This window comes from Vicinamibacteria bacterium (assembly GCA_035620555.1).
Taxonomy (GTDB): domain Bacteria; phylum Acidobacteriota; class Vicinamibacteria; order Marinacidobacterales; family SMYC01; genus DASPGQ01.
The window spans coordinates 1-26,968 of record DASPGQ010000190.1 but is presented as its reverse complement, the minus strand read 5'-3'; the positions used below and the strand labels follow the sequence as shown (position 1 = coordinate 26,968).

The window sequence follows — 26,968 nt, the reverse complement described above, 5'->3', positions numbered from 1 at the left end:
GGGTCTTACCGTCGGGCGTTAGGTCCGAGTTCTCGAAGCTCATCGTGATCATCACCGGGAGTCCCGTCTTCTTGCCCTGCTCGGCGGCAATCAAGGCCTCTCCGAGCCAAGAGAACGTCTCGCCGATAATGAAGTCGACCCCCGAGTCCACCTGCTGCGAGAGCTGCTCGTCGAAGGTTGCCGCCACCACCGTTTTCGCCTTATCGCTTTTCGGCTCGTACATCCAGGTGAGGCTCAAGTTCCCGGCGACGAGGCAGTGCTCGCCTGCGGCCTCGCGGGCGATATGCACCGCGGTTCGGTTCAGCTCCTCGACCTTGTCTTCGAGACCCACGGTCGCGAGCTTGTCGCGGCTCGCGTAGAACGTGAGCGCCTGGAGCACGTCCGATCCGGCCTGCCGAAATTCCCGGTGCAGCTCGAGAAGCGCCTCGGGATGCTCGAGGACGACCTCAGGGGTGAACGGCCCCGCCCGAACCCAACCTCTCTTTTCCAGCTCGAGCAGATAACCTCCGTCCCCGAGCACGGGTCCCTCGGCGATGCGTTCGAGAATTCCTTTTTTCATGGCGATCAGAATATCGCAAACGCCTGCTAGCTGCCTCCGGCGGCGTGCGCGCTCCCCTCGTCCTCCATCAGTCTCGCGGCCTCTCGGCACGCCCGCGTGAACGGATCCTCCGCGGTCTGGGTCGAGCCTGCGGCCGAGACGCCGCCGACGAGATAGAAGAGACTCTGTACGAGAAAGAATCCCCAGAGGGCGAACGAGAGGCTCAGGGCGTCCCCGCCGCTCGCGAGAAGGCGCGCGAGCACGAGCCCCGCCCCGAGAAGACTCCCCTCGACCAGAAGAGCGCGCGCCGGCCTCGACCGGAACAGGAACCCGCTCCGGAAGACCGATAGAAGGACGCCGGCCCCGAGCAGGACCGACGGAGGTTCCGCGAGGCCCAAGAGCAACAGGCCGGCCGCGAGAGCCAGGAGCCCGACGCGAAGACCCTGGATCCGGCTCGGGGCCACCACGGTGAGGTAGCCCGAGACCGCGAGAACGCTTGCGAGAGCGATCGCGCTTCCCCTTCCGAGGATCGGACCGATCAGTAACAGGAAGGGTGTCAGGGCGAGAGCCGCGACCACGCCGTAACCGAGGCTCCGCGCGAAACATTTCGTGGGCATCACGCACCCGCCTTTCGCCGCAAGAGCTCGATCTCGACTTCCTCGTCCGCCACCGGGGCATCGAGCACGATTTCGCCGTCCCCGGCGTTCACCCGAGCGAGAAACGCTTTGACCTTCGCCTGGAGGTCATCGAGCTCGAGCTCTTGACGCGCAATGGTCTCAAGGAGGCCTTCGCGCTCCTCCCTTACCTGTTCGATGCGCCGTTCGGCTTGCTCGCTTCTTCGTTTCGAGACGAGAAGCTTCTTGACCGCGAATCGCGCGAGCTCCTCCTTCTCCCCGCGAAGCGCGAGCGTCGCGTCTTCGTCCCAGCGCTTCGACTCGACGGCGAGACGCTTTTTCGCTTCCTCCAGCGATTTCGCCTCCACCTCGAGCGCTTCCAGACGGGCGCGCTTGCGAACGAGCTCGGCCTCCGCCTCGCGAACGTACTGCTTCAGGAGCAACGAGCGATCCTCGACGGCGTCGACGACGCCGTGGGCATCGGCTTTGAGTAGTGTGGTCAGTCTCGATGCGAGTCCCATCGTGTCCTCCTCTTACTTCTTGGCGCCCGCCCGACGCATCTCGGATGCGTCGGCCTGGGTTCTCTTGCTGAAGGCGTTTTGCTTGCGGGCCTGGTCCTCGCCCTCGAAAGCACTAGCGACCTCTCCCTCGAGGCGATCGAGGTCTCGCAGGTTCTCGTCGAGCTCGGGAAGCCGGAGCGCCTCGTTCATCCACTGCTGGCTCTGGCGATAGCGGCCGATTTCCTCCTTGGCCTTCTCCAGCTTCCCTTCTCGAACAGCACGGGCCACCGACTGCTTGAGCCGACCGTAAGCTTCGTGGACGACGGAGTCCTCGTAGGCGTTCTTGTCCACCGAGGCGAAGAAACGGTCCCGGTCTTCGACGCAAGCGACCGTCGCCACGTCGGGTAAATCGACGACCTCGCGGCGCCCGTCGGCCGTATAGGTAAGAGTCACGTTTCCGAGCGTGTACTGGCTGGGGCTCTGGTTTGGAACTCGGTAGGTGATCCAAATCTTGCGCTCCTGCCCCGCGAACAGCGAGCCGGGCTGGAAGCTGACCGTGGCGCCGTCTCGCGACAGGGGGTATCCCGCCGCATCGACCACCTCGACACCCTCTCCCGGTGTGAGCGTAATGGTCAGCCCGCTCGCCACCGTCGCTTGTCCCGTCGCGAGCTCCTGGCGAAAGACCTCGGCGAGCTCGGTGGAGCTCTCGAGATAGTGGTAGTTTCCCGTCCCGGCATCGGCGAGGGCGCTCATCAGATATTCGTTGAAGTCGAGTCCGACTCCGATGGTCGTGAGCACCTGAGCGCGCGTAGCGAATCTCGCCGCCCGCCGAACGAGTCCGTCAGCGGTCGCATCGCCGGCGTTCGCGAGGCCATCGGAGATCAGCAGAACCCGCACCACGCGGCCCGAGGTATGGGAAGTGATCTCCCACGCCACATCGAGCCCACGAGAGAGGTTGGTATTCCCTTGCGCCGTCAATTGGCTCGTGCCTCGCATCCATCGCTCTTTTGCGTTCGGGGTCGCGAGCTCCAGCGGATAGAGCAGCGTGGCGTCATCCGAGTAGGTTACGAGGCCAAACCGGTCCTCGGGACCGAGCCGACCGAGAAGCTCACCGATGGCACTTCGTCCGTGGGCGAGCTTGTCGCCCTCCATCGAACCGGAGCGATCGAGTACCACGAGGAAATCGGTGGCGATGCGCTCGCCGAAAGCGAGCCGCTCGCGGCCTTTGAGCATGAGCTCCATCGGGACTTTCCCGTCATGTCCCATCAAGACCGAGCCCTGGCTCACCCGGGCACTGATCGAGACCGGCTCGAAGACTCGGGCTTTGAGGTGAATGGCAGCCGCGATCGTTGCGACGACGAGTCCGCCAGCCACGAGTAGCGGAACGCGAGTGGCGTTGTTTCTGAGGTCATTCCCTTTGCTCATCTGGTTCTCCTTCACGTTGAGGCTCATCATTTCCAGGTATACCGAACAAAACGGCCTCTTCTTGCAAAAGGTGGGTAAAAGGTGGGCTCCAGCTTTTACCCTCGTTTTACGAAACGCTCGTTACAATGGCGTTATGAGACCAGAGGCGAGAAAGGCGCGGGTGCTCGTCGTCGAGGACGAGGAAGCGATCCGCACCGGCCTCGAAGATATCCTCGTCTACCACGGCCACGAGGTCGAAAGCGCGGAAACTGGAGAGGCAGGGCTCCGTCGCCTCCAGGATCCTCCCCCGGTCGACCTCGTCCTGCTCGACGTGATGCTGCCGGGGCTTTCGGGGTTCGATCTCTGCCGTCGCCTTCGTGAAGGGGGAAAGACCCTTCCAGTTCTGATGCTCACGGCGAAAGGATCGGAAGACGACGTCGTCGAGGGGCTTCGCTCCGGCGCCGACGACTACGTGACGAAGCCGTTCTCGCTCCGCGAGCTCATCGCCCGAGTCGAGGCTCTCCTTCGTCGTGTGGCTCCGGTCGAGCCGCGGAACGGCGTCCTGGAATTCGGTGGCTTCCGGATCGACCGGGCGTCTCTCTCGGCCGAGCAGGCCGACCTGCGGTGCGACCTCACACCTCGTGAGCTCGCCCTCATCGAAGTATTCGTCCGCGAGCGGGGACGCATCGTCAGCCGGCGAACGCTGCTCCAGGACGTCTGGGGGATGCATCGGGTCGACGAGGTCGAAACCCGGACCGTCGACGTGCACATCGCGAAGCTGAGAAAGAAAGTCGATCCGGACGCGCAGCTCATCGAGACGATACGGGGCGCCGGCTACCGTTTCCGCGGGTGATTCGTGCGGCGCCTCTCGGTGATGTTTCTCGGCCTCGGAGTGGTCCTGCTCGGGGCGCTGGCCATCCTCGTCGGTCGCGCGCTCGAGAGCGTGGCGCGCGAGCGAGAGCTGCGCCATCAAGCGGTCGCCGAGCGCATCTTCGACGAGATGGAGCGCGAGCTCACCGAGCTCGTCGGGCGCGAGGAGAGCCGACCCTTCGAGCACTATCGCCGTTTCTACCTTTCCAGCACCACGGGCGTTCTCGAGCGCTCACCGCTGGCCGATTTGCCAGCGGAGCCTTTCGTGGTGGGGTACTACCAGGTCGGCCCCGGCGGGGACGTCACCACGCCCCTCATCGACGAAGGGCTCACCGGCAGCTTGCCGGTGCCTCCGGAATCCGCGGGGCATGCAGAAGCCGCTGGTCGAATCACCGAGATCGTGAAAGCGGCCGAAGCCACACCCGGGGAAGAGCGGAAGCCTCTCGCTCGAAGAGAGCTCCAGAGCCCGGGGACGACCCGTAACGTCGCCACGCCCGACGATTCCCTCGAGGACGTTTCCCAGAGCTCCGCCTACTTGAAGTCCATCAACGAGCTGAACCGCGCCACCCTCGAGCGAGAACAGCGGCCGGTATCGAAGCTCACCCAGATGGCGACATCCAATCTGGTGGACGAGAGCGCATCGCGCCAAAAGGCCTCCGTCGACGTCGTCGTCCAGTCGATGCGCGGCCGGCTGGCCGGAGCCCAACATTTGCTGCTCAGCCGGACGGCGCTGAGCGCGGGAGCGAGCTACGAGCAGGGCCTGGTCATCCACGTCGAGCGGCTCGTCGAGTGGCTCGACGAGAGGGTCCTCGGGACCAGTGAGCTGTCGCGCCTCGCCGAGGTGAGCACCGAGCCCATCGAGCCAACCGCACCTTCCGGCGGCTATCGGTACCGTCGCCAGTTCGCCGAGCCATTCGATTCGGTCGCGAGCGTCCTGACCCTCGCCCCGCTGTCCGAAGCGAGTGACGTCCAATATGTGTACTGGATGTCGGTTCTCCTCGCCGCAGCGCTCATCGCCGGGCTTGCCGGGTTGTATCGCATGGTCGGCGTCACCGTGGAGTTTGCCGAGAGGCAGAAAAACTTCGTCTCCGCGGTGACCCACGAGCTCAAGACCCCGCTGACGGCCATTCGCATGTACGCCGAGATGCTGCAGGAGGGTCTGGTCGAAGATGAAGAAAAGAAGAAACACTACTACGAGGTCATCACTTCGGAATCGGAGCGTCTCACTCGTCTGGTGGGAAACGTGCTCGAGCTCTCCCGGCTAGAGCGGAAGAATCGCGAGCTGCGACTCGTCTCGGGCTCGGTGACGCCGGTGTTACGCGAGATTGTCGAGATCCTCGGCCCTCAGGCTCGCCGCGAAGGATTGGAGATTCGCGTCGAGACCGAGGATGGGCTACCGAACGCGCTCTACGACCGTGATGCGCTGATCCAGGTGCTCTTCAATCTCGTGGACAACGCGATCAAATACTCCCGGGAGGCAGACAGCGCGCGCGAGGTCGTTCTCCGGGCGCGACGTCAGGGTGACGCCGTGGTCGTGGCCGTCATCGATGGTGGTCCTGGGGTGAAGGAAGAACACCTCGCTCACGTCTTCGAGGCTTTCTACCGGGCGGAATCGGAGCTGACGCGCCGCTCGAAAGGGACGGGGATCGGGCTGTCACTCGTGCGTGGTCTCGTCGAGGCGATGGGTGGCGAGGTCGAAGGCAAGAACGTCGACACCGGCGGCTTCTCGGTGAGCGTGGTGCTCCGGGTAGCAGGGTGATGAAAAACTAGCCCACCCTGCGCGAGCGGAGCGAGCCCGGCGCGCTGGCCGCGCCGTAAGCAGCCCGAGCCGTGGCGGAACGATCGATTACGGGTCCCGCCACGGCATTGAGTAACTCTAGAGAGAGCTCTCATCGAACCCGTCGTCCCGACCTGAGATCTCTCAAAACCTGCTGGGCGGCGTTGTAGCCGGGTGCACCGGTCACCCCTCCGCCGGGATGCGCTCCGGCGCCCGCCAGATACAGACCGTCGATCGGTGTCCGGTACTGAGCCCAGCCGGGCACGGGTCGCATGAAGAAGAGCTGCTCCAGGCTCAGGTCCCCGTGAAAGATGTTGCCCTCGGTGAGGCCGTACCTGCGCTCGAGGTCGAGCGGAGTCAATACCTGACGGGCGACCACCGCGCCGGGAACGTTCGGAGCGTATTCGCCGATGATCTCGACGACCCGATCGCCCAGCCAATCGCGACGTTCATCCCAGTTTCCTTCCCTCAATCGGTAGGGGACGTATTGGACGAAGCAGGTCATCACGTGTCTCCCCGCCGGCGCCAGGGTCTCGTCCACGTTCGTCGCGACGACGCAGTCCACCCAGAGCTCCTCGCTGAGCTCGCCGAGCTTCGCCTTGTCGTAGCAGCGCTCGGCGTACTCGGCCGAAGGAATCAGCGTGAACAGCGATCGTCGGGCCGGGCCGGCATCCGCCGGCATGCCTCGAAGCTTCGGCTCCTCGCCGAGAACGAGATTCACTTTGGCGCTCGGCCCGTCCATCTTGATGCCCTCGATCGCCGCGCGAAAATCCGAGGGGAGCTCCTTCGGATCGACCAGACCGAGGAACGTGCGCTTGGGGTCGGCGTTCGACAGCACGGTCCCGGCGGAAATCTCGGTGCCGTCCTCGAGGACGACGGCAACCGCTTTACTCTCGCGGACGTCGATGCGCGCGACGCTCGCTCCCGTTCGGATCTCCCCGCCGTGGCGGCGACAAGACGCCGCGAGCGCTTGGGTAATCGCACCCATGCCCCCGATTACGTGACCGTAGAATCCTTGGAGCTCGTGCTCGCCGCCGCTGAGCAAGTGAAACAGGAGGCCGATCGCGGTTCCCGGCTGGAACGGGCCGCCGTGCTTGCCGTAGACGTTGTTGGCGACGTACATCGTCTTGACGAGGTCCGATTCGAAATTCCGATCGAGGAAGTCCGCGAGGCTTCCGGTGAGGAACGAGATCAGACGCCCGACTTCTTCCTCGGTGATGCCGTGGAATCTTCGGCCGATCCGCATGAGCTCCATCAGACCCGCGAGGCCGCGCCGTCCGATGGTTGGCGGAGGTTCCAGAAAAAAGGGTTGAAGGTAGCGGGCAAGCCGCTTGAGCTCGGCGTCGACCTTCACGAATCTCTCCGCGTCTCTTGCGGAAAAACGACTCCACTCCGCCGAGGTGCGCTCGGGCGAGCTCCACCAGGGCACGACCCGTCCGTCGGGAAAAGCCACCTGGATGGCCGGCTCACAGGGCTCGAGACGAAGGCCCAGAGAAGCGAGCTCGAGATCGTGGATGACCTCGGGACGCAGCATGCTGGCGATATAGGAGGCGGTCGAGGCGCGGCAACCGGGAGCGATCTCTTCAGTGACCGCGCACCCGCCGACGACGTCGCGCCGTTCCAGCACGAGCGTTCGAAGGCCGGCTCTGGCGAGGTAGGCCGCGGCGGTCAGGCCGTTGTGGCCGGCGCCGATGATCACTACGTCGGGAGCGTCCAACCGAGCGATGGTATCCTTTCGCCCGCCGACTTCGAAAGGAGAAAGTGGAAATGCCAGCTTTTCTCATCGCCCGGGTGGAGGTAACCGAGCCCGGGGCCTACGAGAAGTACAAGCAGCTTGCGGCCTCCGCCATCGAAAAACACGGCGGCCGCTATCTGGCTCGAGGCGGACGCACGCTCACGCTCGAGGGCGAGGAGGAATCGAGGCGGGTCGTGATCGTCGAGTTCGAGAGCCTGAAGCGGGCGGAGGAGTTCTATCATTCCTCCGAGTATCGCGAGGCGATGGCCGCGCGCCGCGGGGCGGCCGTGGGTCAGTTCGTCGTGGTGGAGGGACTTTAGTCTTCAACATCGGCTATAATTGGCTGCCTGTTCGAGCCGGCCAGGTGATCGCTGGCCTCGTTTGTAGGCGAGAGGAAAGTCCGAACTCCACAGGGCAGTGTGCTGGCTAACGACCAGTCCGGGTGACCGGAAGGAAAGTGCCACAGAAAACATACCGCCTCGTTCCCAAGGGAAAGGGGTAAGGGTGAAAAGGTGCGGTAAGAGCGCACCGCTTGGGTGGTGACATCCAAGGCAGGGTAAACCCCACACGGAGCAAGACCAAATAGGGAAGCGTCCGAGGATGGCCCGTCCGAAGCTTCCGGGTAGGTCGCTCGACCGGGCGAGTAATCGCTCCGGCTAGAGAAATGATCACCGCCTTCCGGCGGGGCGACTCGCGGTGGGAACAGAATTCGGCTTACGGCCGACTCGGACAGGCGCTCAGGCCTTCTTTCCCCCGAACATCCGGGACAGTCCCCCTTCCATCTGACCGGCGTCGCGGCCGAGCTTCTTCACGACCTGCTCGTTCTCGGGGTCGAAAGTGTAGGCCTGTTCGTACATTTTCTTTGCCCTTCGGGCCATCCCCGCGGCTTCGTAGATCTCGCCGAGACCGAGGTAACACTCCGCATCGAACTGGTCGAACGTGAGTGCTTCACGGAAATGCTTTTCCGCGTCTTTGATCCACTTGGGGTTCTTCATCAAGGACTGAGCCAGCAGTTTGTGGTGCTGCTTGGTCGGCGCCAGCCTCACCGCTTCGCGGAAGCACTGGATTGCGTCGAAGAAATGCATCTCGTCGTAATGGCGTTTCCCGTTGCGGAACCACTCCTCCGCAGTTCGGAGGCGGGCGGAATCGGGTGCTCCGGCGGATTTCCTCGCGGGCTCCGCCCCGGACCCCGGGGGTGGATTCTCGGCGTCGGCTCGGAGCTTGGTGTCGTAACGGAGTCGATCCGCCGTGCTCGAGAGCACCTGATAGGCATGGGTGATCTTTCCGAAGAGCTCTTCGAGCAGGCCCTGAATGTCCCGAAGGTGTGCCGAATGGTGGCGGTCGGGATGGTATTTCTTGGCCATCGAATAGTAGGCCTTCTTGATCTCGACCTCGTCCGCCGTGGTGCCGACACCAAGAATGTCGTAGAGGTTCGCCTCGCTCAACGACGCATGCTTGTCGATGATCTCGTTGCGAATCGTCAGCTCCTCGGGAGTCGATTCTTCGTGCCCGGCGGTTGGCGAAGAAGGATGTGGATCGGGCGACGAAACCGGCGATGGTCCCTTGCGGGGATCGTTGACCTCGGTCGAGGGCGGGGAGGGTGCCGAGTAGGCTGCCGGCGGTTCGGCCGGCCGCGCCGTCGGCGGGGGGACTGGCTTCGCACCACCCTTGAGCTCGACGACGCCCGCCGAGAGTAACCCATAGATGCAGCGTAGAGTCGCCTCTTCTTGGATCGGTGACAGCGAAAGAATGTCGGATATCGAGCTCGACCCGTCCACGCGCGAGAGCACGAAATATTCCGACTGCGTCAGAGTGCTCATCTTCTGGTACAGAAGCAGAGGATCTTCCGTCGGGTGAAGGATCCGGTCGCGGTCGCCGAGAGTGCGCTCCATCCGCTCGAAATTGTTCATTCGCCGCGTGCCTTCCAGAATGACGTCGGCGGTCGAGAGGTTGAGCACGATGTCCTCGTCGACGGGATTCTCGTGCTGCTCGAAACGATAATTGCCGTGGTCCCAGGTGAAGACCGAATAAATGATGCCCTGGATTTGTTCGGTGACCTTGGCGGTCATCTCCTCGGGGGTGGCGAATCCGAGCGCCACCACAGTTCTCCCGAAACGGTTCCCCGTTTGTTTCATGGTCTCGCTCGTCTTGTCGAATTTGTCGTCGTCGAGTACGTTCTCGCGAATGAGGAACTGACCGAGCCGATCTTCGTCCACGTCCGAATTGGCGAAGATGATCGAACCTTTGCGGAAGTAGATTCGCTTGCTCACCCGATCGCGCACCAAATGGAGTATCCCGCTGCGACGATTGGCGTAGAGCTTGCGAATGACGTCGGCAAGCGTTTCGTCGGTTAGGTTTCCCTGCAACGTTCGAACCTAGCTCCGGAGCCGAAGCCCTCGAAGTCGAGACGGATTGAGATCTGGAAAACTAGGTCAATGGTAACACATCACAAAGCGCCCGGCGAAAATCACCTCCGTGCGTCAACCGTCGACGGAGAGTCGACCGACGACCTCGCGCTCACGTCCTCGAAAAAGACGTCCGATTCCCCGACATCCTCCGGCAAGGGGTTGACGTCACCGATTCCCAGTCCATAAACTGAGCCCATGGTATGGTTTGAAGGTCAAGCAACTTGAGATCTTATCTCGTGACCGGTGGCGCAGGGTTCGTGGGCTCGTACCTCGTGCGCTTCCTCCTCGAGCGTGGCGAGCGAGTACGCGTCCTGGACGACTTTTCGACGGGAAAGCGGGAGAACCTGAAAGAGGTCGAAGGAAGCATCGAGATCTTCGAGGGGAATGTCTGCAACCAGGCCGATGTCTCGAGAGCCATCGATGGTGTCGACTTCGTCCTTCATGAGGCAGCGATTGCTTCGGTGCCCCGCTCCGTCGAGGCTCCGATGGAGTCTCATCAGGCAAACGCGACGGGAACGCTGGTTCTCCTCGAGGCCGCCCGTGCCGCGGCGGTACAGAGGCTCGTGTACGCGTCCTCGTCATCGGTGTACGGGGAGAGCGCCGAGCTTCCAAAAAGAGAGGCCATGCCGACCGCCCCGCTCTCGCCCTATGCCGTCTCGAAGCTCGCCGCCGAGCACTACTGCACGACCTACCACCGCGTCTATGGTCTTCCGACGGTATCGCTGCGTTACTTCAACATCTTTGGTCCGAGGCAGGATCCCTCTTCGCCTTACTCCGGCGTGGTCAGCCGCTTCATCGAAGCGATCTCGAACGGGGAACCGCCTTCGATCCATGGAGACGGCGAGCAATCGCGGGACTTCACGTACGTCGAGAACGTCGCTCGCGCGAACTATGCTGCTTGCCATCGTGCCGAGGCCGTCGGCGGTGTGTACAACATCGGATGCTCGGAGCGGACCTCGGTCGTCGATCTCTGGCGGGAGATGGCGGTCATTGCCGGCTCCTCGCTCGAGCCTCGGCACACGCCGCCACGGGCGGGCGACGTGCCCCACTCCCTCGCCGACATCTCGCTTGCCCGCCGGGATCTCGGCTACGAGCCGGCGGTCACGTTCCGCGAGGGCTTGAAACACACCTTGAGCTATTACGAGATCCAGGAGTAGGAGGCTGATGGAAGTGTTCGTCCCAGCCTCCCGAGCGGTAGCCACAACCTCTGCCGCGAGATCGGCGCGCAGCGCCGCACGGGCCGAGCCGTGGCGGCCGATAAACCACGGGTCCCGCCACGGCATTGAGCAGTAAGATGCCGTCGAGGCTCGCGCTCTGGGTGGCGATTTCTGCCGTCGCCTGGGCCGCGCTCGGCAGCGTGCTGACCTCGACGAGCCTTCCTCCGCTGCCGGAGCACGAGCGCCCCCAGGCATCCGAGACAATCGAGTCGAGCTCGGGTATCTTGTCGATCGTCGACCGGCTGGGACCGGGCGACACGCTGTCGGAGGTACTGGAGCGCAACGGTTTCTCCGGAGCTGAGATTTTCGAGATGGCGCGGGCATTGTCGGCGGTAATGGACGTGCGGCGGCTCAAGATTGGGGACGAGGTCGAGATTCGATACGGTGCCGGAAAGGAAGTCGCGGCTCTTTCGGTCCATCACGACCGGATGAAGAGAATCCAGCTGTTTCCCGGGAAGGCGGGTTGGCAGTCGGAGGCGACGAGTATCGATCTCGAGCGGAGCACCATCGCCCTTTCCGGTGTCCTGGAGGACAATCTCTTCCTGAGCATGAGTCGGCTCGGCGAGGGCGCCGCCCTCACGATCGCCTTCGCCAACGTCTTCGCCTGGGACTTCGATTTCTACACCCAGAGCCGCCGCGGAGATCGATTTGCTCTCGTCGTCCAAAAACTCTATCGGGAAGGTGAGTTCGTCGGTTACGGGGACTTGCTGGCCGCGCGATATGTATCGTACCTCTCGGGCGAGCACGTATACTCTGCGTTTCTCTACGAGGATCCGTCGGGCAGGCGCGACTATTACGACCGCGAGGGTAATTCCCTGAGGAAAGCCTTTCTACGAGCTCCTTTGGAGTTCGAGCGCGTCAGCTCGGGGTTCTCGTACAACCGCCTCCACCCGATCCACAAACGACGGATGCCTCATCTCGGAGTGGACTACGCTGCGAGAAAAGGAACGCCGGTCTATTCGATCGGGGCGGGTGTCGTAGCCGACAGGGGCTGGCGTGGGGGAGGCGGAAACCAGGTGACGATCAAACATGCCATGGGCTACACGTCGAAGTATCTTCATCTGTCCCGGTTCGCCCGCGGTCTCTCGCCGGGGGATAGGGTCGATCAGAAGCAGATCATCGGCTACGTGGGAGATACCGGGGCGGCGACCGCCCCTCACCTCGACTTTCGACTCCTGCGGCACGGCAAGCCCGTCAACCCACTGACGCAGATTTTTCCGCCGGGCCCCCCGGTCGCCGCGGAGCACCGAAGTGATTATGAAGCCACGGTTACGGCTCTTACCCGTCAGCTCGGCAAGACGACGCGTCCCGCGGCGGTCGCTGACAACTGAGCCAGGCACGGGCTCGCAACGATCGCGTAACCGACACTCATCGGGGTCCGCCGGCCTGATATCGATGGAGGTCGGCCTCCCACGCGGCCTGGAACTCGTGGTAGTCGAGCCCGACCACCTGCTTGAGGGCGTCATTCATCTTCTTCCCCTGGGCAAGAAGCCTCAATAGCTGCGTGTGCGCCTCGCGGCCTCGCCGCGCGGCGACATACTCCGTGGCCGCCAGGGCCTCGGAGTAGACCAGGAGCGCTTCCTCTTTGGAGTAGTGTGTGAGCGAGCCCTCCAGAGTCCAGAGGGGCAGGAGCTTTCCATTGCTCTCCGCCGCCGCCAATCGCGGGTAGGGGTCGAGCCGCTCGGCTCCCTCGTGAAGCTGCGCGAGGCCCTCGTGGAACCACGAAGGGCAGTTTCCCCCCGTCAAGGCGTTGATGAAGCTGTGTGCCAGCTCGTGGCGGAGCAAGCGCCGGAGCTTGGGCGTCATCGTCGTCACCCCTTCGATGGGTATGCGGATCTCACCGTCGTTCAGCGCGGAGACCCAGGTCGGAGCGTGAGTCACGTCGTGGAACTCTCGATTCGTATACAGCGTCACGGTGAACGGCCTCGGAGGCGAAGCCTCGAACTCGCGGGCCAGCTCGGCAAAAGCGTCCTCGAGCGCCACGGCGACCCTGCGCCCCATCTCCTCGTCGACGCGGCCCTCGTATCGAATGACGAATCTGGCCGGATCTCGTGCTTCGAAATCGATGTCCTCGTCGTTCTCTCGAAGTGCTCGCTTGAGCTTGAAGAGCAGGGCGGGTCCGGGATTGTCGAAATGGGCCGCTTGCCACTCGCGGATCGCCGGTGCGGTCCTGCCCCCCGCGTAGTAGACGTCGCCGAGTCGCTCGCGCACCAGGGGGTCTCCGTGTGCCAGACGTGCCGCCCGTTCGAGCTCGTACTCGGCAGCCCCGAGGTCGCCTAGCTCGATGTAGAGCTCGGCGAGCTCCATTCGGATCCCGACGATCTCGGGTGCCTGGCGTATCGCCTCGCGGTATCGTTCGGCTGCGGCAACCGCGTCGCCTTCCCGAGCTCGTTCTCGCGCTTCTCGCAGCGTCTCGTGCGCGATCTGGTTTCTGAGCCCCGATGGGGCGTCGTCGTGGCTGTCTTTCCCGGGGCTGGTCTTCCCCGCCTCCACCTGTTCCAAAAGATGGCTGGGGAAACCGAAGATGCTACCGTTCTTCTCGTAGAAGACTTGGTCATCCTCTTCCCAAAAGCGCTCGACGACGATTTGTCGGCCGTTGGTCAAACGAAGGATTTCTTCGCCCCGAACGAGTGGGCCTCCGGCCAGGAGCGCCACCCACCCGGCCACGAGCGTCCGGCGCGAGCGTGGATAGCTGCCCATCAATCGCGATTCAGCGGAGCAAGCGGGAAACGGCTATCGGGGCCGCGTCGCCGGCGCTGATTCCGTTGGGCAGGGAGCTCATCGCCGCCGAGGCGGCTTCCTGCGAATCGAACAGCCCCCAGGTGACTCGATAACACGGTTTGCCTTCGACGGTCGTGGGGAGAACGTAGAGATTGGCGGCGGAGAGGTTCGATGAGATACGAGAAACGTTCTCTTCGTTGCAATAGAGGCCTACGGCGATCGTGAACTTACCGGCGCTGGTCGTCGTGAGCTCGTCGAGAAAAGCGCGGCCCGCACCGGAGATGTCTCCGGTCTCCAGCAGGGCACGCCCGCGGGCGGGAGGAGAGGGCGAGGGCTTGGCAGCCTGTGCCGCCGCTGGCGGTGCGGCGGGTGGCGTGGCGGTTGCCGACCCGGCGACGCCAGGTGTCTTCGCCGCCGGACTTCGGGGATCCGCCGAGCCGGGAGCCGCGTCGGTGGGCGTCTCCGTCCGCACCGCCGGGGGAGTGCTCTTCGGGGCGGCGTTGGGGAGCGGTGCCGACGCTCCAGCCGGTCTTTCCCCTGCGGGGGTCGAGGTAGTCGGTTCTTTCCGCGCCCCGATCAGCGGCCACACGAACGAGTAGAGCGAGAATGCTGCACCCGCGACCAGGACGACTGCCACGGCCCATAGAAGAGTAGAGCTCTTGTCCCTGGCCGTCCGACCGCCGGCGCGCCGAGGCCTCGGCGGCGTGCGTTTGGGAATCATCTCGCTCGGCTCGGGCAGCTCGTCCACGAGGAGCTCGGAAGCGCGCGTCGGCCCGCCCAGATTCGGGAGAGCCTCGACTTCGGGCTTCGTGGACTCGACGATCGTCTCATCGAGGTCCGACTGTTCTCCTCGCCGGAAGGCGTTCGTCGAGTTGATCTCTGCCGGGATCGACGGCGAGGGCAGGAACGACGTTTCGAGCTGCAGTGTTTCGTTTCCCGCTGGTGGATCGCTCGGCCACTCGGTGACGGCTGACCCCGCCTCCTGGAAAGCGCGCGAAAGTGCGCCTTCGTTCCCGCGGGTCTCCGTTCTCTTTTCGAGCGCGCCACAAACCAACCCCGCGGCGAGCACTTTGCAGACTTCGAACTCTCCGAGACTCGAAGCCGCGCCGATCTGTTTGACCGTCTTGACACCGTCCGCTAGAGCCAAGATCTCAGAAGCCGCCTCCTCGGGCTTCGCCTCCACCAAGAAACCGTCGAACCGGGCGGACGGCTGGACGACGGTGTCGAGCGAGCCGAGGCGATGGAGAATCCACGCACGGTCCTGGATCCGCCGGATGCTCGTGAACAGGAGTCGGGGTGTGGACAGCTCGATGTCGACGAGAGCTCCTTGCGGAAGCGTGCTGGTGACGAAATGGAACGTGCCATCCTTCCAGGTATAGAGATCGGTGAGGATCTTCTCGACCTTGGCACGTGCCGCCTCGGCGAGCTCACGCGGGGAAATATAGCCCAACTCAGTCAGTACTTTCGCTAGCGGATTCTCCCGAGTAGCACGGGCCTGGGCCACCTCCATCTGTTCGGGCCGGAGCTTACCCTCTTCCACGAGGATCGAGGCCAGCTGATCCTTCGGGTCGTTCGAGGCAGCGAAGAGAATCTGACCGTCCCGAAAGTAGACCGCCTTTCTCAAAGGCACCTGCTCGAGCTTCAACGAACCGGTGACGAGCCCGTGATGCAGCTCGAGCAGTATGTCTAACGCGGATTTGTCGCGAAGGCTTCCGCTTTCCTTGTCTTCCATGAAACTTTCGAAGTTCTAGCCGGCTGACGAAAAAGCGCGGCCGAGCCTGCCGAGCGGTGGCGAAGACGCCGCGATATCACACCTTCTGATGCGGATCTGCCTGTGTTCAAAGACTTTGGGAGGATGGAGAAACCTCAACCACGATTTTGAATATCGTAACACAAAACTCCGCGCTCGATCGAACGCCGCCGTGTCCGGTTGACGGTGTCATGTGGCCTCTGGTTGACGCTTCTATCCTGAGCCGCTAGACCCACTTCCGCCGATCGCCGTCCGACCGCTGTCACGTTCGCGTTACGTGCCGAGCGAGGGCGACCCATCAATCGAGCGGCAGGCATTCTCCAACTCGAACGAAACAAGCGTCTTTCTGGCCCACTCCCGCGGCGTCCGTGTTGGCCCGTCTCTTGCCTCAAGCGGATGGTGAACGCCACGTGAAGAAGGGAGGTGATGGGACAAAGAGGCACTCGGTACTCCGGTCTTGGTTTTCGCGCGGCTCGACATGTCGGCTGGGGATGAACCGCGCGAGCACGGCGAGCCCGTCCAACAGGTGGGCGGGCTCGCTATCAGCGAGAACTCAAATGGCAGTGAAAGGAGATTCCTATGAGAAGAAAACTGGCTTCGTTGGTGCTGCTGACGTCATGCCTCGGTCTGATCTCGATGGCTCCGGCCCTTGCCCAGGAAAACGCTGGGAAGCAGCCGCCGATCGACTTGAATACGGCTTCCGTCGATGAGCTCACCTCGCTTCCGGGCGTGGGCCAGAAGGTGGCCGAGCGAATCGTCGCTTATCGTGAGGCCAACGGCCCGTTCGAGAAGAAAGAAGAGCTCATGAACGTTCGGGGCATCGGCGAGAAAACCTTTCTGAAGCTCGAACGGCTCATAAAAGTCGAAGCGCAGACGAGCAAGAAGAAGTGATGATCGGGGGTTCCTTGGGTTTCGCAATCGTCCCGAGGAGGGGTCGGCGGCGCGCGCTCTCCGCCGGCCCGCCCCTGGGGGCTCGTGGCTACGGGCTTCTCGAGCTTCTCTTGGTCATGATTGTGATCGCGATCATGACGGCCGTGGCATTGCCGAGAACGACCGCTTACGTTCGCGAGCAGCGGGTTCGCGGGGCGGCAGTCTACCTGCGCTCTCTGCTACGGCAGGTGCGTGCTCGCGCGGCAGCGGAAGCTCGTTATATCGGACTCGTCTTCGAGGAGGCGGATCGCGATCCTGTCTTCACCATCTACGCCGACGGCAACGGCAACGGAATCCGACGAGCCGACATCGCCGCGGGCACTGAAATCAGGCTGCGCGAGCCCTACAAACTGAGCGAGAAGTTTCCCGGAGTGCGATACGGGAGCTTGCCGACGGGTGCAAGCATGCCGTTCTTTCCGGGGTTGCAGATCGGTGCGAGTAAGATCGTGTCGTTCTCCCCCCTGGGCAGCTGCACCACCGGGTCGGTGTTTCTCAGCAACGAGTCCGGTGTCGTTTACGCCATCGTCATTCTCGGAGCGACCGGGCGAGTGCGGATCGCGCGCTATGCAGATGGGCGCTGGCAGGCCATCTGAGGACGAATCGAGGAGAGCAGATATGCAAACAAGTTTCTACGAGCCGAGGTACAAGGACGGAAAGATCGTCGCCTTCGCCGATGTCGATTTGGAAGATGGAGTCATCGTGCGGGGCTTTCGCGTCGTGGACGGGGAGAAGGGGCTCTTCGCCGCGGTCCCGTCACGAGGGGTGATGGTCGATGGTCAGATGCGGTACATGAATCAGGTCGTTTTCGCGAATCCCGAGCTGAAGGAGCGCTTTCTTGCGCGGCTTCTCGAGGCTTACCGGAAGTGGGATCAGGACCGAAATTCTCGGTGAAACGTTACATGCGCCAGCGGATGAACTCCTCCAGCGAGGTCACTCCCGCGCCGACCTCCTTGAGGCACCGCTGGCGCAACGTCTCCATTCCCGCGTTTCGTGCCGCCTGATCGATCTCCGAAAGACTGGGCCCAGCGCCCAACGTTTCGCGAAAGGCCTGATCGACCACGATGAGCTCGAACAACCCTTTGCGGCGGCGGTATCCCAGGCGATTGCAGTGGCTGCAGCCGCGACCCTTGTAGAGTTTGAGAGTCTTCGCTTCTCGCGTCGAGATCCCGTAGCCTCTCAGCTTGTCGGGGTCGGCATTTCTGCCCTCTTCTCGACAGTGAGGGCAGATCCGTCGAACCAATCGCTGATTCATGACGAAAGTCAGCCCACGTGCGAGAAGTGATGGCGGGACACCAAGCTCGAGAAACCGATGGACCGATTCCGCGGCGCCGAAGGCGGGGAAAGCCGTGATCACTTGAACGGTGGTCGCGAGCTGCGACGCCAGGGTCGCTGTGGTCTTGTCGTTGAGCTCGAGAATGAAGACCACATCGGGTTTGGCGTTCGCTACCGAGCGCAGCGCCGCGGGGTAGTCCATGCCTTTCTCCTGATCCACCTCCATTTGCTGGACGTTCGGCACCTCCCATTGAATTTTTCGCTCGATGCTGACCACCCGTCGCTCGGACTTCACCACGTAGTCCATCAGTGAATAGGAGGTCGTCATCGCGCCGTTGTTGGGTGGAGCGCTCACCATGATGAGCCCCGAAGGAGCATCGAGGGCGCGTACGAGGAACAACTGGTCGGCGGGGGACAAACCCAGCGCGGAGAAGTTCTTCAGAAAAAACCGCCGGTCCACGAGCTTCATGCCCACGCTGGTTCCAAGTCGCGTGGGAAGGGTTTGCACCAGCAGGTCGTAGTCGTGCCCCTCGAGCACGATGCGGGCGCGTCCGCTCTGCGGCTGGTCTTCGCGGCGGGCGTCCAGCTCGATGAGCTGGTAGATCCGGGTGAGTAAGGGCTGAAGCGCCTCCTTCTTGAGAGGTTTTACCTTGTAGAAGAGGCCGTCGATGCGGAGTTTCACCCCGAGCTCCGTCTGCGTAGGCTCCAGATGGATGTCGGATGCTTCTCGGCGGGCCGCGAGGGCGAGCAGATGCTCGAGAATCTGGACCGGACTCGAGATCGTCGCGGGCGCAGGCGTGACTTCGAGATCCTGGGTGTCCACGAGAGGCTGATAACCCTGATAACGAAGTGCGTCGTCGATATCTTGTTCTGTGACCCAGCCACGTCCGAGGAGTATCTTTCCCAGCAGACCGCCGGTGCGCTCCTGCTCGCGGAGGGCCTCCAGAAGCTGAGGGGTCTTGAGCTTCTGGTTGCGGATCAAGATCTCTCCCAGCCGGTCGAGACCGCGCTCGAGCATCGAGACTTCGCTCTTGAGCGCGTCGGGAGCGGAGTCCCAGAAGGTCTTCTTGTAGACGTCGTCTGCCGGGCAGAAGCAATTCAGGCAGAACGGACAGAGTTTGGACGGGTGTTTGGGATCACAGCTGCACCAAACCGCCTCGACCGCTTCGAAGTCGTTCAGGCAGTTCCAGCAGCGAACCGTGTAGGTATCGGTGCTCATCCATATCCGCCGCTCGCGCGGGAGCAGCGCTCGTTTCTCGCTCGATTAGAAACCAAGTATATGTGGCGACGAGCAACAGTATCAACCTGAAGATGAATCGCAACGATCGGATTGACACCCCCGTCGAGCCCGTGCTAGCGTTCGCCGCCGAACCATCGAGGACCCGCGAGATCGTTTTGCCCAGGCGCACTCCGCTCTATTCGCTTCACCGGGAACTGGGAGCCCGAATCGTAGACTTTGCCGGTTGGGAAATGCCCGTGGACTATGGCGGCGTGGTAGCGGAGCACATGAGCGTCCGCGAAGAAGCGGGCCTCTTCGACGTGAGCCACATGGGGGAGTTCTTCGTCGAAGGCTCGGATGCCGAGGCCTTCCTCCAGCGCCTTACCCCGAACGACGTCTCGAGGCTCGCGATCGGCCAAGCGCAATATTCAGCGCTCACGACCGAACGGGGAACGTTCGTAGACGACATCCTGGTTTATCGGCTGGATGAGCGACGTTATCTCCTGGTGGTGAATGCCGCGAACATCGAGAAGGACTTCTCGTGGATCGAGTCGAGGAAGACGGGCGACGTTTCACTGCGCGACGAAAGCGACCGATACGCTCTCCTCGCGCTCCAGGGACCTCGAGCGGCGGCGCTCCTCGAGCCGCTCACCGACGTCGATCTTGGATCGATGAAGTACTACCGTTTCGCCCGCGGCAAGGTACTCGACGAGGAATCTCTCGTCTCCCGCACGGGCTATACCGGTGAAGACGGCTTCGAGATCATGCTCGAGGCATCGGGGGCGGAGCGGGTCGCCCGGGGCCTTCTCGGGCGCGGCGTTGCCCCGGTTGGCCTGGCGGCGAGGGATACGCTCCGGCTCGAGGCGAAAATGGCTCTGTACGGCAACGATATCGATGAAGAGCACACAGTGCTCGAGGCCGACCTAGGGTGGATCATCAAGTGGCAAAAAGGCGATTTCACCGGCCGCGAGGCCCTCGAGCGCCAGAAGGAAAGAGGGGTTACCCGCAGACTGGTGGGTTTCGAGATGATCGATCGGGGAATCGCTCGGCACGGTCACAGGGTTTTCGTCGGTGGCAAGTCGGCGGAGACGGTTACGAGCGGAAGCTTCGCTCCTTACTTGAAGAAGAACATCGGGTTGACCTACCTACCCGTCGAATCATGCGAGGAAGGGACGGAGATCGAGATCGACATCCGCGGGCGCCGGGCGGGGGCGCGGGTCGCACCCACGCCGTTCTATAAGCGCGGAATGAAGTCTGCCTAGTCCGAGTATCCAAAACGCGCAATCAGGAGAGAATCATGCTGCCGGAGGATCGCAAATATTCCAAAGAGCACGAGTGGATTCACGTCGACGGAGATCGAGGCCGCGTCGGCATCACCGACTACGCCCAAGGGCAGCTCGGGGATGTCGTATACGTGGAGCTTCCCCAAGTCGGAGCCCAGGTTGGGGCGATGGAGGTCTTCGGAACGATCGAGTCGGTGAAGGCGGTCTCGGAGTTGTTCTCTCCCGTCGGCGGCGAGGTGCTCGAGATCAACCAGACTGTCGTGGATTCCCCCGAGCTCGTCAACACCGACCCCTACGGAGACGCCTGGCTCATCGTGGTCAAGGTCACGGATGCCTCTCAGCTGGATTCGCTGATGACCGCCGCCCAGTACCAGGCCTATCTGGACTCGGAGGGTGAGGGTTGAGATTCGATCCACTCGCCCCGAGTGATCGGTTCGCCCCGAGGCACATCGGTCCACGCCCTCACGACGTCGAGCAGATGCTCGAGCTTCTCGGCTACGACGACCTCGAGGTTCTCGTGGCCGACACCGTTCCCCATGACATCCGGATGACGTCGCCCCTTGCGATTCCCGAGGCGAAGGGCGAGCACGAAACTCTGACCGAGATCCGTGAGCTGTCGCGACGGAATCGCGTGCTGCGTTCCTTCATCGGTCTGGGATACCACGGTGTCATCACCCCGACGGTGATTCTCAGAAACATCCTCGAGAGCCCCGGCTGGTACACGCAGTACACTCCTTACCAGGCGGAGATCGCCCAGGGGCGACTCGAAGCGCTCCTGAACTTCCAGACGATGGTCTCCGATCTCACCGGCCTCCCCCTCGCCAATGCGTCCCTGCTCGATGAGGCTACCGCGGCAGCGGAAGCGATGACGATGTCGGCGGCGATCGACGGCAAGAAGCGCGGGGCTTTCTTCGTTGCCGAGGACTGCCATCCCCAGATCATCGCCGTCGTGCGCACCCGAGCCGAGCCTCTCGGGATCGACGTGACGGTCGGGCCCGTCGATGCTGTCCGCGCGAACGGAGGCCAGCTATTCGGCATCCTGCTCTCCTATCCGACGACCGATGGACGTATCGTGGACTACGAAGCGGTTTGTCGATGGGCTCGGGAGCACGACGTGATCGTCACGATGGCGACCGACCTTCTCGCGCTGACATTGTTACGCTCCCCCGGCGAAGTCGGCGCCGACATCGCCATCGGCAACTCGCAGCGCTTCGGAGTCGCACTCGGCGCCGGTGGTCCTCACGCCGCTTTTCTCGCGACCCGCGAAAAGCACGCCCGGAGACTTCCGGGAAGGGTGGTCGGGGTTTCCAGGGATGCCGATGGGAAGGTCGCCTTTCGCCTGGCAATTCAGACCCGCGAACAACACATCCGTCGCGACAAGGCAACGTCGAACATATGCACCGCCCAGGTGCTTCTCGCCATCATGGCGGGCATGTACGCGGTCTACCACGGGCCCGATGGATTGAAGCGGATCGCCCGGCGGGTGCACGGTCTGACCGCACTGCTGTTCGACGGACTTCGACGCAAGGGGTTCGACGTCGGCGAGCCACCGTTCTTCGATACCCTCCGGGTGCGGAATGCCGCGCGATTTCTTGCCGAGGCGGTCCGGACGGGGTTCAACCTGCGAGGCTACGACGACGGGTCGGTCGGAATCGCGCTCGACGAAACGACGACCCTCGACGAGGTGAAAGCGCTCCTGGGAGTCTTCGGCGCGGAGCTCGTCGACAAAGCTGATTTCGAGATCCCTTCGCCTCACGCTCGGACGAGCGAGATACTGACTCACGAGGTGTTCCATCGTTACCACGCGGAGCACGAGCTGCTGCGCTACATCCACAGGCTGCAGGCGCGGGACCTCTCGATGACGACGTCGATGATCTCGCTCGGTTCCTGTACGATGAAGCTCAACGCCACGACGGAGATGATCCCGGTCACCTGGCCCGAGCTGGCGGACGTCCACCCTTTCGCTCCTGCCGACCAGTGTCAGGGGTACGCGGAGATCTACCGCCAACTGGAAAGCTGGCTTCGCGAGATCACCGGCTTCGCCGCCATCAGCCTCCAGCCCAACGCCGGCTCGCAGGGCGAGTTCGCCGGGCTGCTGGTAATCCGCGCCTATCTGGCGAGCCGGGGGGAATCGCATCGAAACGTTTGCCTGATTCCGGTATCGGCCCACGGGACGAATCCCGCGAGCGCCGTCATGGCGGGTTTTCGCGTCGTCGTCGTCGATTGCGATCCGCAGGGCAACGTCGACGTGGCGGACCTGAGGAACAAGGCCGAAGCCCATCGTGACACCCTGGGTGCTCTCATGATCACTTATCCCTCGACGCATGGAGTCTTCGAGGCGAGCATCCGAGAGATCTGTCGCATCGTGCACGACCACGGCGGTCAGGTCTATATGGACGGCGCCAACATGAATGCACAGGTCGGCCTGACTTCCCCTGGCCTCGTCGGCGCCGACGTCTGCCACCTGAACCTGCACAAGACGTTTTGCATCCCGCACGGAGGAGGCGGCCCGGGTATGGGCCCGATCGGTGTCGCCGCCCACCTCCAGCCGTTTCTGCCGGGACATCCCCTCGCCGAGCTCGGTGGCGCCCACGCGATCGGCCCGGTCTCCGCGGCGCCCTACGGCAGTCCGAGCATCCTGCCCATTTCCTGGGCCTATATCCGGATGATGGGTGGTGACGGCCTCAAGCGGGCAACCGAGATCGCGATCCTCAACGCGAACTACATGGCGACGCGACTCTCTCCCCACTATCCCGTGCTCTACACCGGCGAGAAGGGACGCGTGGCGCACGAGTTCATTCTCGATTGCCGGTCTTTCCGGAAGTCTGCCGGTATCGAGGCGGAGGACATTGCCAAGAGGCTGATGGACTACGGCTTTCATGCGCCCACCATGTCGTTCCCCGTTGTTGGAACGCTCATGATCGAGCCAACCGAGAGCGAGTCGAGGCAGGAGCTGGACCGATTCTGCGAGGCTCTCATCATGATTCGCGAGGAGGTCCGCGCGATCGAAGAGGGGCGTGCCGACCCCGAAGACAACGTCTTGAAGAACGCGCCCCACACCGCGCTTCGTATTGCTTCGGACGAATGGAGTCATCCCTACACGCGAGAGCAGGCGGCCTTTCCCGCGCCCTGGGTTCGGGAGCACAAGTTCTGGCCTCCGGTCGCGCGTATCGACAACGCTTACGGGGACAGACACCTCGTATGCGTCTGCCCGCCGATGGAAGCCTACGCCTGACGTTTTCTCCATCGCGATGACTTGACGAACCGTCGCCATCGGCTCGCCACAATCGACCCGCATACTCGAGCAGGGTGATGACAGGGTGATGAGTCGCAAGTGGTTCCTCGCTGCCGTGCCCCTGGTGATGTTCTGCCTCGGCGGATGGGCTTTCTGGATCGAGCCTTCGTCGCTCGTGCTTCACCACGAGACGATTGTCCTTCCCGGGTGGCAAGAGGAGCAGAGCGGGCTGACCTTGGCGCTCATGAGTGATCTGCACATCGGCTCTCCCCATTTCGGCCTCGAGGCCCTCGAGACCGTCGTGCAGAGGTTGAACGAGGAAGAGGAGCCGGATCTCGTCCTTCTGGCGGGCGACTACGTCATTCACGGAGTCCTCGGCGGCAGCTTCGTACCCCCGGAGCGGACGGCCACAGTTCTATCTCGCCTTCGTGCTCGCCTCGGCGTCTACGCCGTGCTGGGAAACCACGACTGGTGGCTCGACGGTCATCGCGTCCGGGATGCGCTCGCGAGCCAGGGGATCTCCGTCCTCGAAGACGAGGCGTTGCGACTCACGAAGGATCGATTCGACTTCTGGCTGGTCGGCCTCGGTGATGCCTGGGAGGCGGCCCCGGATCCGGATGCCGTCGTGGCTCGTATTCCGGATGACGGCCTGCCGGTGGTGGCCTTCACCCACAATCCCGATCTGTTCCCCGCGGTCCCCGCACGAATCGACCTCACGCTTGCCGGCCATACCCATGGCGGACAGGTGCGGTTTCCATTCTTCGGCACACCGGTCGTGCCTTCGAGTTACGGGGATCGTTATGCACGCGGTCACATCATCGAAGCCGGTCGGCACCTGTTCGTGACCTCGGGTCTCGGCACCAGCATTCTCCCCGTTCGCTTTCGCGTTCCGCCGGAGGTCGTGCTCTTGCGGCTCGCCTCGAGCGATGCTAGAAACGTTCCATGAAGCTCGAACGTCCGATCGTCGCCGCCGCTGCACAGGTGAGCCCGGTGTTCATGAAGAAGAAGGAGAGTATCGAGAAGTACGCCGCCGCCATCGAGGAAGCGGGTCGGCGGGGCGTCGACCTGCTCGTGACTCCGGAGACGGGCATTCCGACTTATCCGTACTGGCGCAACAACTTCGGTTACACGAGCCCGGAATCCGCGGCGCTCTGGAAGGACACGGTCGTGGCCTTCTACGACCAATCGGTCCGCATCCCGGGTCCGGAGACCGACGAGCTTTGTCGGGCAGCGGAGAGCGCGCGGCTCGTTGCCGTCATCGGACTCAACGAGCAGGACGACCGCGAGGGCTCGGCGACCCTGTACAACACCATGCTCTTTCTCGACGGAGACGGCACGATCTTGGGGCGCCACCGGAAGCTCATGCCGACCCACCAGGAACGGTTCTTCTGGGGACGGGGGGACGCTTCCGACTTGCGCGTGTTCGACACGCACTTCGGAAAGCTCGGCGGGCTCGTTTGTTTCGAGAACCACATGACGCTGCTGAAAGCGGCCATGGCCATGAAGGGCGAAGAGATCCACGCCGCCTGCTGGCCCGGCTGGTGGAGTTACGGAGGAAAGTCGAACTCGGTGCGAGACATGACTGGCGAGGTCCGTCCCCTGTGCTTTTCGGATCAGGACTCCGCCATTCGTGAATACGCCTTCGAGACCCAGACGTTCGTCGTGAGCGCTTCGATGTATCTTCCCGAGGACGCGGTTCCCGACGACTTCCCTTACAAGAAGAGCGCTTCGTGGAAATGGGCCATGGGTGGAAGCGCAATCGCCAATCCGTTCGGCGCCTACGTCCGCGAGCCCGTCTTCCACAAGGAGGAGCTGGTCGTGGCCGAGCTCGACCCCCGCGACCGAATCGTCGCCAAGAACGTATTCGACTGCATGGGCCACTACAGCCGCTGGGACGTCGTCTCGTTGCGGGTGCGGAGCGAGGACTACGGCCCCACCGGGCCGATGTCACCGCGTCGCCGCATCACGACCGAGCAAATCGAGTCCGTGGCCGCGCGGCACGAGCTCCCGGCGGACAAAGTGGAATCCATCCTCCGCGATCTCGAGAGCCTCTCGGTGGAAGTCGAGGTCAGCTGATCTCGGCGTTTCGCTCCCGGACGCCGACGAGCTCTCGCTGAAAGGCGTTGACCAGCCGGTTCTGCTGGAGGAGGAAATACCCCTCCACGAGAAGCGCGACGAAGCTGTAACCGAGCGAGAGGTAGCCGAGCCCGCTGTGGATCCAGCTCGGAATGGCTCGGGTGTGCGCGCCACCACCGAGGATGAAGGTCGCCATCAAGAGAGCCATTCCCCCGAATGCCCAGGGGAGCACTTTCGCTTTCAGGACACGGCTCGACGAGAGGCGGTCCCGTCCGCGGCCGTGCTCCTCGACCGCGCGCTTGAGGTTGCTGCCCATGCCAACGAAGTAGAAGTAGGTCATCGTATGCGTGAAAACTGCCAGCATCGAGGCAATGAGAGCGAAAATGAAGTGCCGGCCGAATGCGCCGCCCCCTTCGGGGATGTGAATCCCATAGAATACGGTGACGGCGATGGCGGCCACCGAGAGGAGATGAAGCGTGAGCAGTCCGAGAGTCATGCGTTGGCTCCTTATTATAGGTCTCTACGCGAAGGTTCTTCCCGGCTCCGACGCTCGCGTGGAGATCCTCGCCTCGCCCGCGGCCGCGACCAGCATGACCCCCTACCTCGGGGCTTCGGCGAGCGAGATGTACCTCAGCTGGCTCGAGCGAACGGGGGAGGGACATAGCCTGCGGCTCGCTCGATGGGACGGTGAGCGTTTTTCCGAACCGACGACGGTCCGCACCGCGAAGAATTTCTTCGCCAACTGGGCCGATTTCCCTTCGGTGCTTCCGCTCGAGGACGGACGCGTCGCCGTCCATTGGCTCGAGAAGGCGGGCGAAGGAACGTACGAGTACGACGTCCGATTCTCGCTTTCTCGAGACCGGGGGAGAAACTGGGACCGGTCCAGAAAGCTGCATCGCGATCGGACTCTGACCGAGCACGGCTTCGCCTCGCTCGCTTCCCACGGCCGGGATGGCCTCGCGGCGGTCTGGCTCGACGGGCGCAAGGGGGACGAGATGTCGCTCTACGCCACGAGCCTCGTCGGAAACGAGCTCGGTGACGAGCAGCTGCTCGACGATCGGGTTTGCGAGTGCTGTCAGACGGCGATGGCGGTCACCGACGAGGGGTGGTTCGTCGCCTACCGCGACCGGTCGGCCGAGGAGATCCGGGATATTGCCTACGTGCGCCGCGTCGATGGAACCTGGACGGAACCGAAGACGCTCAACCCTGATGGATGGAAGATCGACGGTTGCCCCGTGAATGGACCTCAGGTCACCGCGAGCGGACGGCGGCTCGCGATCGCCTGGTTCTCTGCGGCCGAGGACGAGCCACGGGTCCAGGTGGTTTTTTCGAGCGACTTCGGGGAGAGCTTCTCGGCACCGGTGCGCCTGGCGGCAAGCTCGCCCCTGGGTCGGGTCGACATCGAGCTGGTCGACGACG

General features: G+C 63.2%; 24 protein-coding genes and 1 other RNA gene. 15 read left to right on the top strand and 10 right to left on the bottom strand.

Going from position 1 to position 26,968, the window contains the following annotated elements:
• The 4 genes from VEK15_07650 to VEK15_07635 all read right to left on the bottom strand — a co-directional run.
• Nucleotides 1–559 (bottom strand): homocysteine S-methyltransferase family protein (locus VEK15_07650; protein ID HXV60550.1); only part of this gene is annotated, 559 nt, incomplete at its 3' end.
• Nucleotides 560–585: 26 nt separating this feature from the next.
• Nucleotides 586–1,155 (bottom strand): hypothetical protein, encoded by a 570-nt coding sequence (locus tag VEK15_07645; protein ID HXV60549.1) that lies wholly within the window; start codon nucleotides 1,153–1,155, stop codon nucleotides 586–588.
• A complete protein-coding gene (locus VEK15_07640) occupies nucleotides 1,155–1,673 on the bottom strand; it encodes a PspA/IM30 family protein (protein ID HXV60548.1) in 519 nt (172 codons plus the stop codon). Before VEK15_07640 ends, VEK15_07645 begins: the two co-directional genes overlap by 1 nt.
• 12 nt (nucleotides 1,674–1,685) lie before the next feature.
• Complete coding sequence (locus VEK15_07635) at nucleotides 1,686–3,077, bottom strand: VWA domain-containing protein (protein HXV60547.1); 1,392 nt, start codon at nucleotides 3,075–3,077, stop codon at nucleotides 1,686–1,688.
• 133 nt (nucleotides 3,078–3,210) lie between these two features.
• Between VEK15_07635 and VEK15_07630 the strand changes: the two genes are divergently transcribed.
• Together VEK15_07630 and VEK15_07625 are read left to right on the top strand one after the other, a co-directional pair.
• Nucleotides 3,211–3,909, top strand: coding sequence for a response regulator transcription factor (locus VEK15_07630; GenBank protein HXV60546.1), 699 nt, complete (start codon nucleotides 3,211–3,213; stop codon nucleotides 3,907–3,909).
• A 3-nt stretch (nucleotides 3,910–3,912) separates the two neighbouring features.
• Nucleotides 3,913–5,685, top strand: a complete 1,773-nt coding sequence (locus VEK15_07625; GenBank protein ID HXV60545.1) for a HAMP domain-containing sensor histidine kinase — start codon at nucleotides 3,913–3,915, stop codon at nucleotides 5,683–5,685.
• A 130-nt stretch (nucleotides 5,686–5,815) separates the two neighbouring features.
• Here VEK15_07625 and VEK15_07620 read toward each other — a convergent pair whose 3' ends face one another.
• On the bottom strand, nucleotides 5,816–7,420 hold the full coding sequence (locus VEK15_07620; GenBank protein HXV60544.1) for an NAD(P)/FAD-dependent oxidoreductase: 1,605 nt from the start codon (nucleotides 7,418–7,420) through the stop codon (nucleotides 5,816–5,818).
• A 50-nt stretch (nucleotides 7,421–7,470) separates the two neighbouring features.
• On the opposite strand from VEK15_07620, the gene VEK15_07615 reads away from it, so the two are divergent.
• The gene (locus VEK15_07615) at nucleotides 7,471–7,758 is read left to right on the top strand and encodes a DUF1330 domain-containing protein (protein ID HXV60543.1); all 288 of its coding nucleotides are present in this window, start codon (nucleotides 7,471–7,473) and stop codon (nucleotides 7,756–7,758) included.
• A 32-nt stretch (nucleotides 7,759–7,790) separates the two neighbouring features.
• An RNA gene (rnpB, locus tag VEK15_07610) (RNase P RNA component class A) lies at nucleotides 7,791–8,170 on the top strand.
• Nucleotides 8,171–8,175: 5 nt separating this feature from the next.
• On the opposite strand, the gene VEK15_07605 is transcribed toward rnpB, so the two are convergent.
• Nucleotides 8,176–9,804: a DUF4388 domain-containing protein gene (locus VEK15_07605; protein ID HXV60542.1), complete on the bottom strand. Its 1,629-nt coding sequence runs from the start codon at nucleotides 9,802–9,804 to the stop codon at nucleotides 8,176–8,178.
• 263 nt (nucleotides 9,805–10,067) lie between these two features.
• Between VEK15_07605 and VEK15_07600 the strand changes: the two genes are divergently transcribed.
• A complete protein-coding gene (locus VEK15_07600) occupies nucleotides 10,068–11,003 on the top strand; it encodes an SDR family oxidoreductase (GenBank protein ID HXV60541.1) in 936 nt (311 codons plus the stop codon).
• Nucleotides 11,004–11,140: 137 nt separating this feature from the next.
• Nucleotides 11,141–12,394: a peptidoglycan DD-metalloendopeptidase family protein gene (locus VEK15_07595; GenBank protein ID HXV60540.1), complete on the top strand. Its 1,254-nt coding sequence runs from the start codon at nucleotides 11,141–11,143 to the stop codon at nucleotides 12,392–12,394.
• 37 nt (nucleotides 12,395–12,431) lie between these two features.
• Here VEK15_07595 and VEK15_07590 read toward each other — a convergent pair whose 3' ends face one another.
• Together VEK15_07590 and VEK15_07585 are read right to left on the bottom strand one after the other, a co-directional pair.
• Complete coding sequence (locus VEK15_07590; protein ID HXV60539.1) at nucleotides 12,432–13,763, bottom strand: tetratricopeptide repeat protein; 1,332 nt, start codon at nucleotides 13,761–13,763, stop codon at nucleotides 12,432–12,434.
• Nucleotides 13,764–13,773: 10 nt separating this feature from the next.
• Entirely contained in the window at nucleotides 13,774–15,516 is a 1,743-nt protein-coding gene (locus tag VEK15_07585; GenBank protein ID HXV60538.1) for a DUF4388 domain-containing protein, read from the bottom strand.
• Nucleotides 15,517–16,113: 597 nt separating this feature from the next.
• On the opposite strand from VEK15_07585, the gene VEK15_07580 reads away from it, so the two are divergent.
• From VEK15_07580 to VEK15_07570, 3 genes are read left to right on the top strand one after another with little or no spacing between them, the layout of a single operon-like run.
• A complete protein-coding gene (locus VEK15_07580) occupies nucleotides 16,114–16,425 on the top strand; it encodes a helix-hairpin-helix domain-containing protein (GenBank protein ID HXV60537.1) in 312 nt (103 codons plus the stop codon).
• On the top strand, nucleotides 16,425–17,057 hold the full coding sequence (locus VEK15_07575; protein HXV60536.1) for a prepilin-type N-terminal cleavage/methylation domain-containing protein: 633 nt from the start codon (nucleotides 16,425–16,427) through the stop codon (nucleotides 17,055–17,057). Before VEK15_07580 ends, VEK15_07575 begins: the two co-directional genes overlap by 1 nt.
• A gap of 22 nt (nucleotides 17,058–17,079) precedes the next feature.
• Nucleotides 17,080–17,355, top strand: a complete 276-nt coding sequence (locus VEK15_07570) for a septation protein SpoVG family protein (protein HXV60535.1) — start codon at nucleotides 17,080–17,082, stop codon at nucleotides 17,353–17,355.
• A gap of 4 nt (nucleotides 17,356–17,359) precedes the next feature.
• Here the strand turns inward: VEK15_07570 and VEK15_07565 are convergent, their stop codons facing one another.
• Nucleotides 17,360–18,955, bottom strand: coding sequence for an ATPase, T2SS/T4P/T4SS family (locus tag VEK15_07565; GenBank protein HXV60534.1), 1,596 nt, complete (start codon nucleotides 18,953–18,955; stop codon nucleotides 17,360–17,362).
• Nucleotides 18,956–19,125: 170 nt separating this feature from the next.
• Between VEK15_07565 and gcvT the strand changes: the two genes are divergently transcribed.
• From gcvT to VEK15_07540, 5 genes are all read left to right on the top strand, one after another.
• Nucleotides 19,126–20,217 (top strand): glycine cleavage system aminomethyltransferase GcvT, encoded by a 1,092-nt coding sequence (gene gcvT, locus VEK15_07560; protein HXV60533.1) that lies wholly within the window; start codon nucleotides 19,126–19,128, stop codon nucleotides 20,215–20,217.
• A gap of 32 nt (nucleotides 20,218–20,249) precedes the next feature.
• Entirely contained in the window at nucleotides 20,250–20,642 is a 393-nt protein-coding gene (gene gcvH, locus VEK15_07555) for a glycine cleavage system protein GcvH (protein HXV60532.1), read from the top strand.
• Nucleotides 20,639–23,473, top strand: coding sequence for an aminomethyl-transferring glycine dehydrogenase (gene gcvP / locus VEK15_07550; protein HXV60531.1), 2,835 nt, complete (start codon nucleotides 20,639–20,641; stop codon nucleotides 23,471–23,473). The genes gcvH and gcvP overlap by 4 nt, the downstream gene beginning before the upstream one ends.
• 88 nt (nucleotides 23,474–23,561) lie before the next feature.
• A complete protein-coding gene (locus tag VEK15_07545; protein ID HXV60530.1) occupies nucleotides 23,562–24,419 on the top strand; it encodes a metallophosphoesterase in 858 nt (285 codons plus the stop codon).
• A complete protein-coding gene (locus tag VEK15_07540; protein HXV60529.1) occupies nucleotides 24,416–25,549 on the top strand; it encodes a carbon-nitrogen hydrolase family protein in 1,134 nt (377 codons plus the stop codon). The genes VEK15_07545 and VEK15_07540 overlap by 4 nt, the downstream gene beginning before the upstream one ends.
• Here VEK15_07540 and VEK15_07535 read toward each other — a convergent pair.
• Nucleotides 25,542–26,045: a hypothetical protein gene (locus VEK15_07535; protein HXV60528.1), complete on the bottom strand. Its 504-nt coding sequence runs from the start codon at nucleotides 26,043–26,045 to the stop codon at nucleotides 25,542–25,544. The genes VEK15_07540 and VEK15_07535 overlap by 8 nt on opposite strands.
• Between VEK15_07535 and VEK15_07530 the strand changes: the two genes are divergently transcribed.
• The coding region (locus VEK15_07530; GenBank protein HXV60527.1) for an exo-alpha-sialidase at nucleotides 26,026–26,968 on the top strand (943 nt) is incomplete at its 3' end. The genes VEK15_07535 and VEK15_07530 overlap by 20 nt on opposite strands.

Excerpts from the sequence above, each read along its gene's own strand:
- VEK15_07645 (HXV60549.1), bottom strand. The coding sequence starts at position 1,155 with ATGCCCACGAAATGTTTCGCGCGGAGCCTCGGTTACGGCGTGGTCGCG.
- VEK15_07640 (HXV60548.1), bottom strand. The coding sequence starts at position 1,673 with ATGGGACTCGCATCGAGACTGACCACACTACTCAAAGCCGATGCCCAC.
- VEK15_07635 (HXV60547.1), bottom strand. The coding sequence starts at position 3,077 with ATGAGCAAAGGGAATGACCTCAGAAACAACGCCACTCGCGTTCCGCTA.
- VEK15_07630 (HXV60546.1), top strand. The coding sequence starts at position 3,211 with ATGAGACCAGAGGCGAGAAAGGCGCGGGTGCTCGTCGTCGAGGACGAG.
- VEK15_07615 (HXV60543.1), top strand. The coding sequence starts at position 7,471 with ATGCCAGCTTTTCTCATCGCCCGGGTGGAGGTAACCGAGCCCGGGGCC.
- VEK15_07595 (HXV60540.1), top strand. The coding sequence starts at position 11,141 with ATGCCGTCGAGGCTCGCGCTCTGGGTGGCGATTTCTGCCGTCGCCTGG.
- VEK15_07590 (HXV60539.1), bottom strand. The coding sequence starts at position 13,763 with ATGGGCAGCTATCCACGCTCGCGCCGGACGCTCGTGGCCGGGTGGGTG.
- VEK15_07585 (HXV60538.1), bottom strand. The coding sequence starts at position 15,516 with ATGGAAGACAAGGAAAGCGGAAGCCTTCGCGACAAATCCGCGTTAGAC.
- VEK15_07580 (HXV60537.1), top strand. The coding sequence starts at position 16,114 with ATGAGAAGAAAACTGGCTTCGTTGGTGCTGCTGACGTCATGCCTCGGT.
- VEK15_07575 (HXV60536.1), top strand. The coding sequence starts at position 16,425 with ATGATCGGGGGTTCCTTGGGTTTCGCAATCGTCCCGAGGAGGGGTCGG.
- VEK15_07570 (HXV60535.1), top strand. The coding sequence starts at position 17,080 with ATGCAAACAAGTTTCTACGAGCCGAGGTACAAGGACGGAAAGATCGTC.
- VEK15_07565 (HXV60534.1), bottom strand. The coding sequence starts at position 18,955 with ATGAGCACCGATACCTACACGGTTCGCTGCTGGAACTGCCTGAACGAC.
- VEK15_07545 (HXV60530.1), top strand. The coding sequence starts at position 23,562 with ATGAGTCGCAAGTGGTTCCTCGCTGCCGTGCCCCTGGTGATGTTCTGC.
- VEK15_07540 (HXV60529.1), top strand. The coding sequence starts at position 24,416 with ATGAAGCTCGAACGTCCGATCGTCGCCGCCGCTGCACAGGTGAGCCCG.
- VEK15_07535 (HXV60528.1), bottom strand. The coding sequence starts at position 26,045 with ATGACTCTCGGACTGCTCACGCTTCATCTCCTCTCGGTGGCCGCCATC.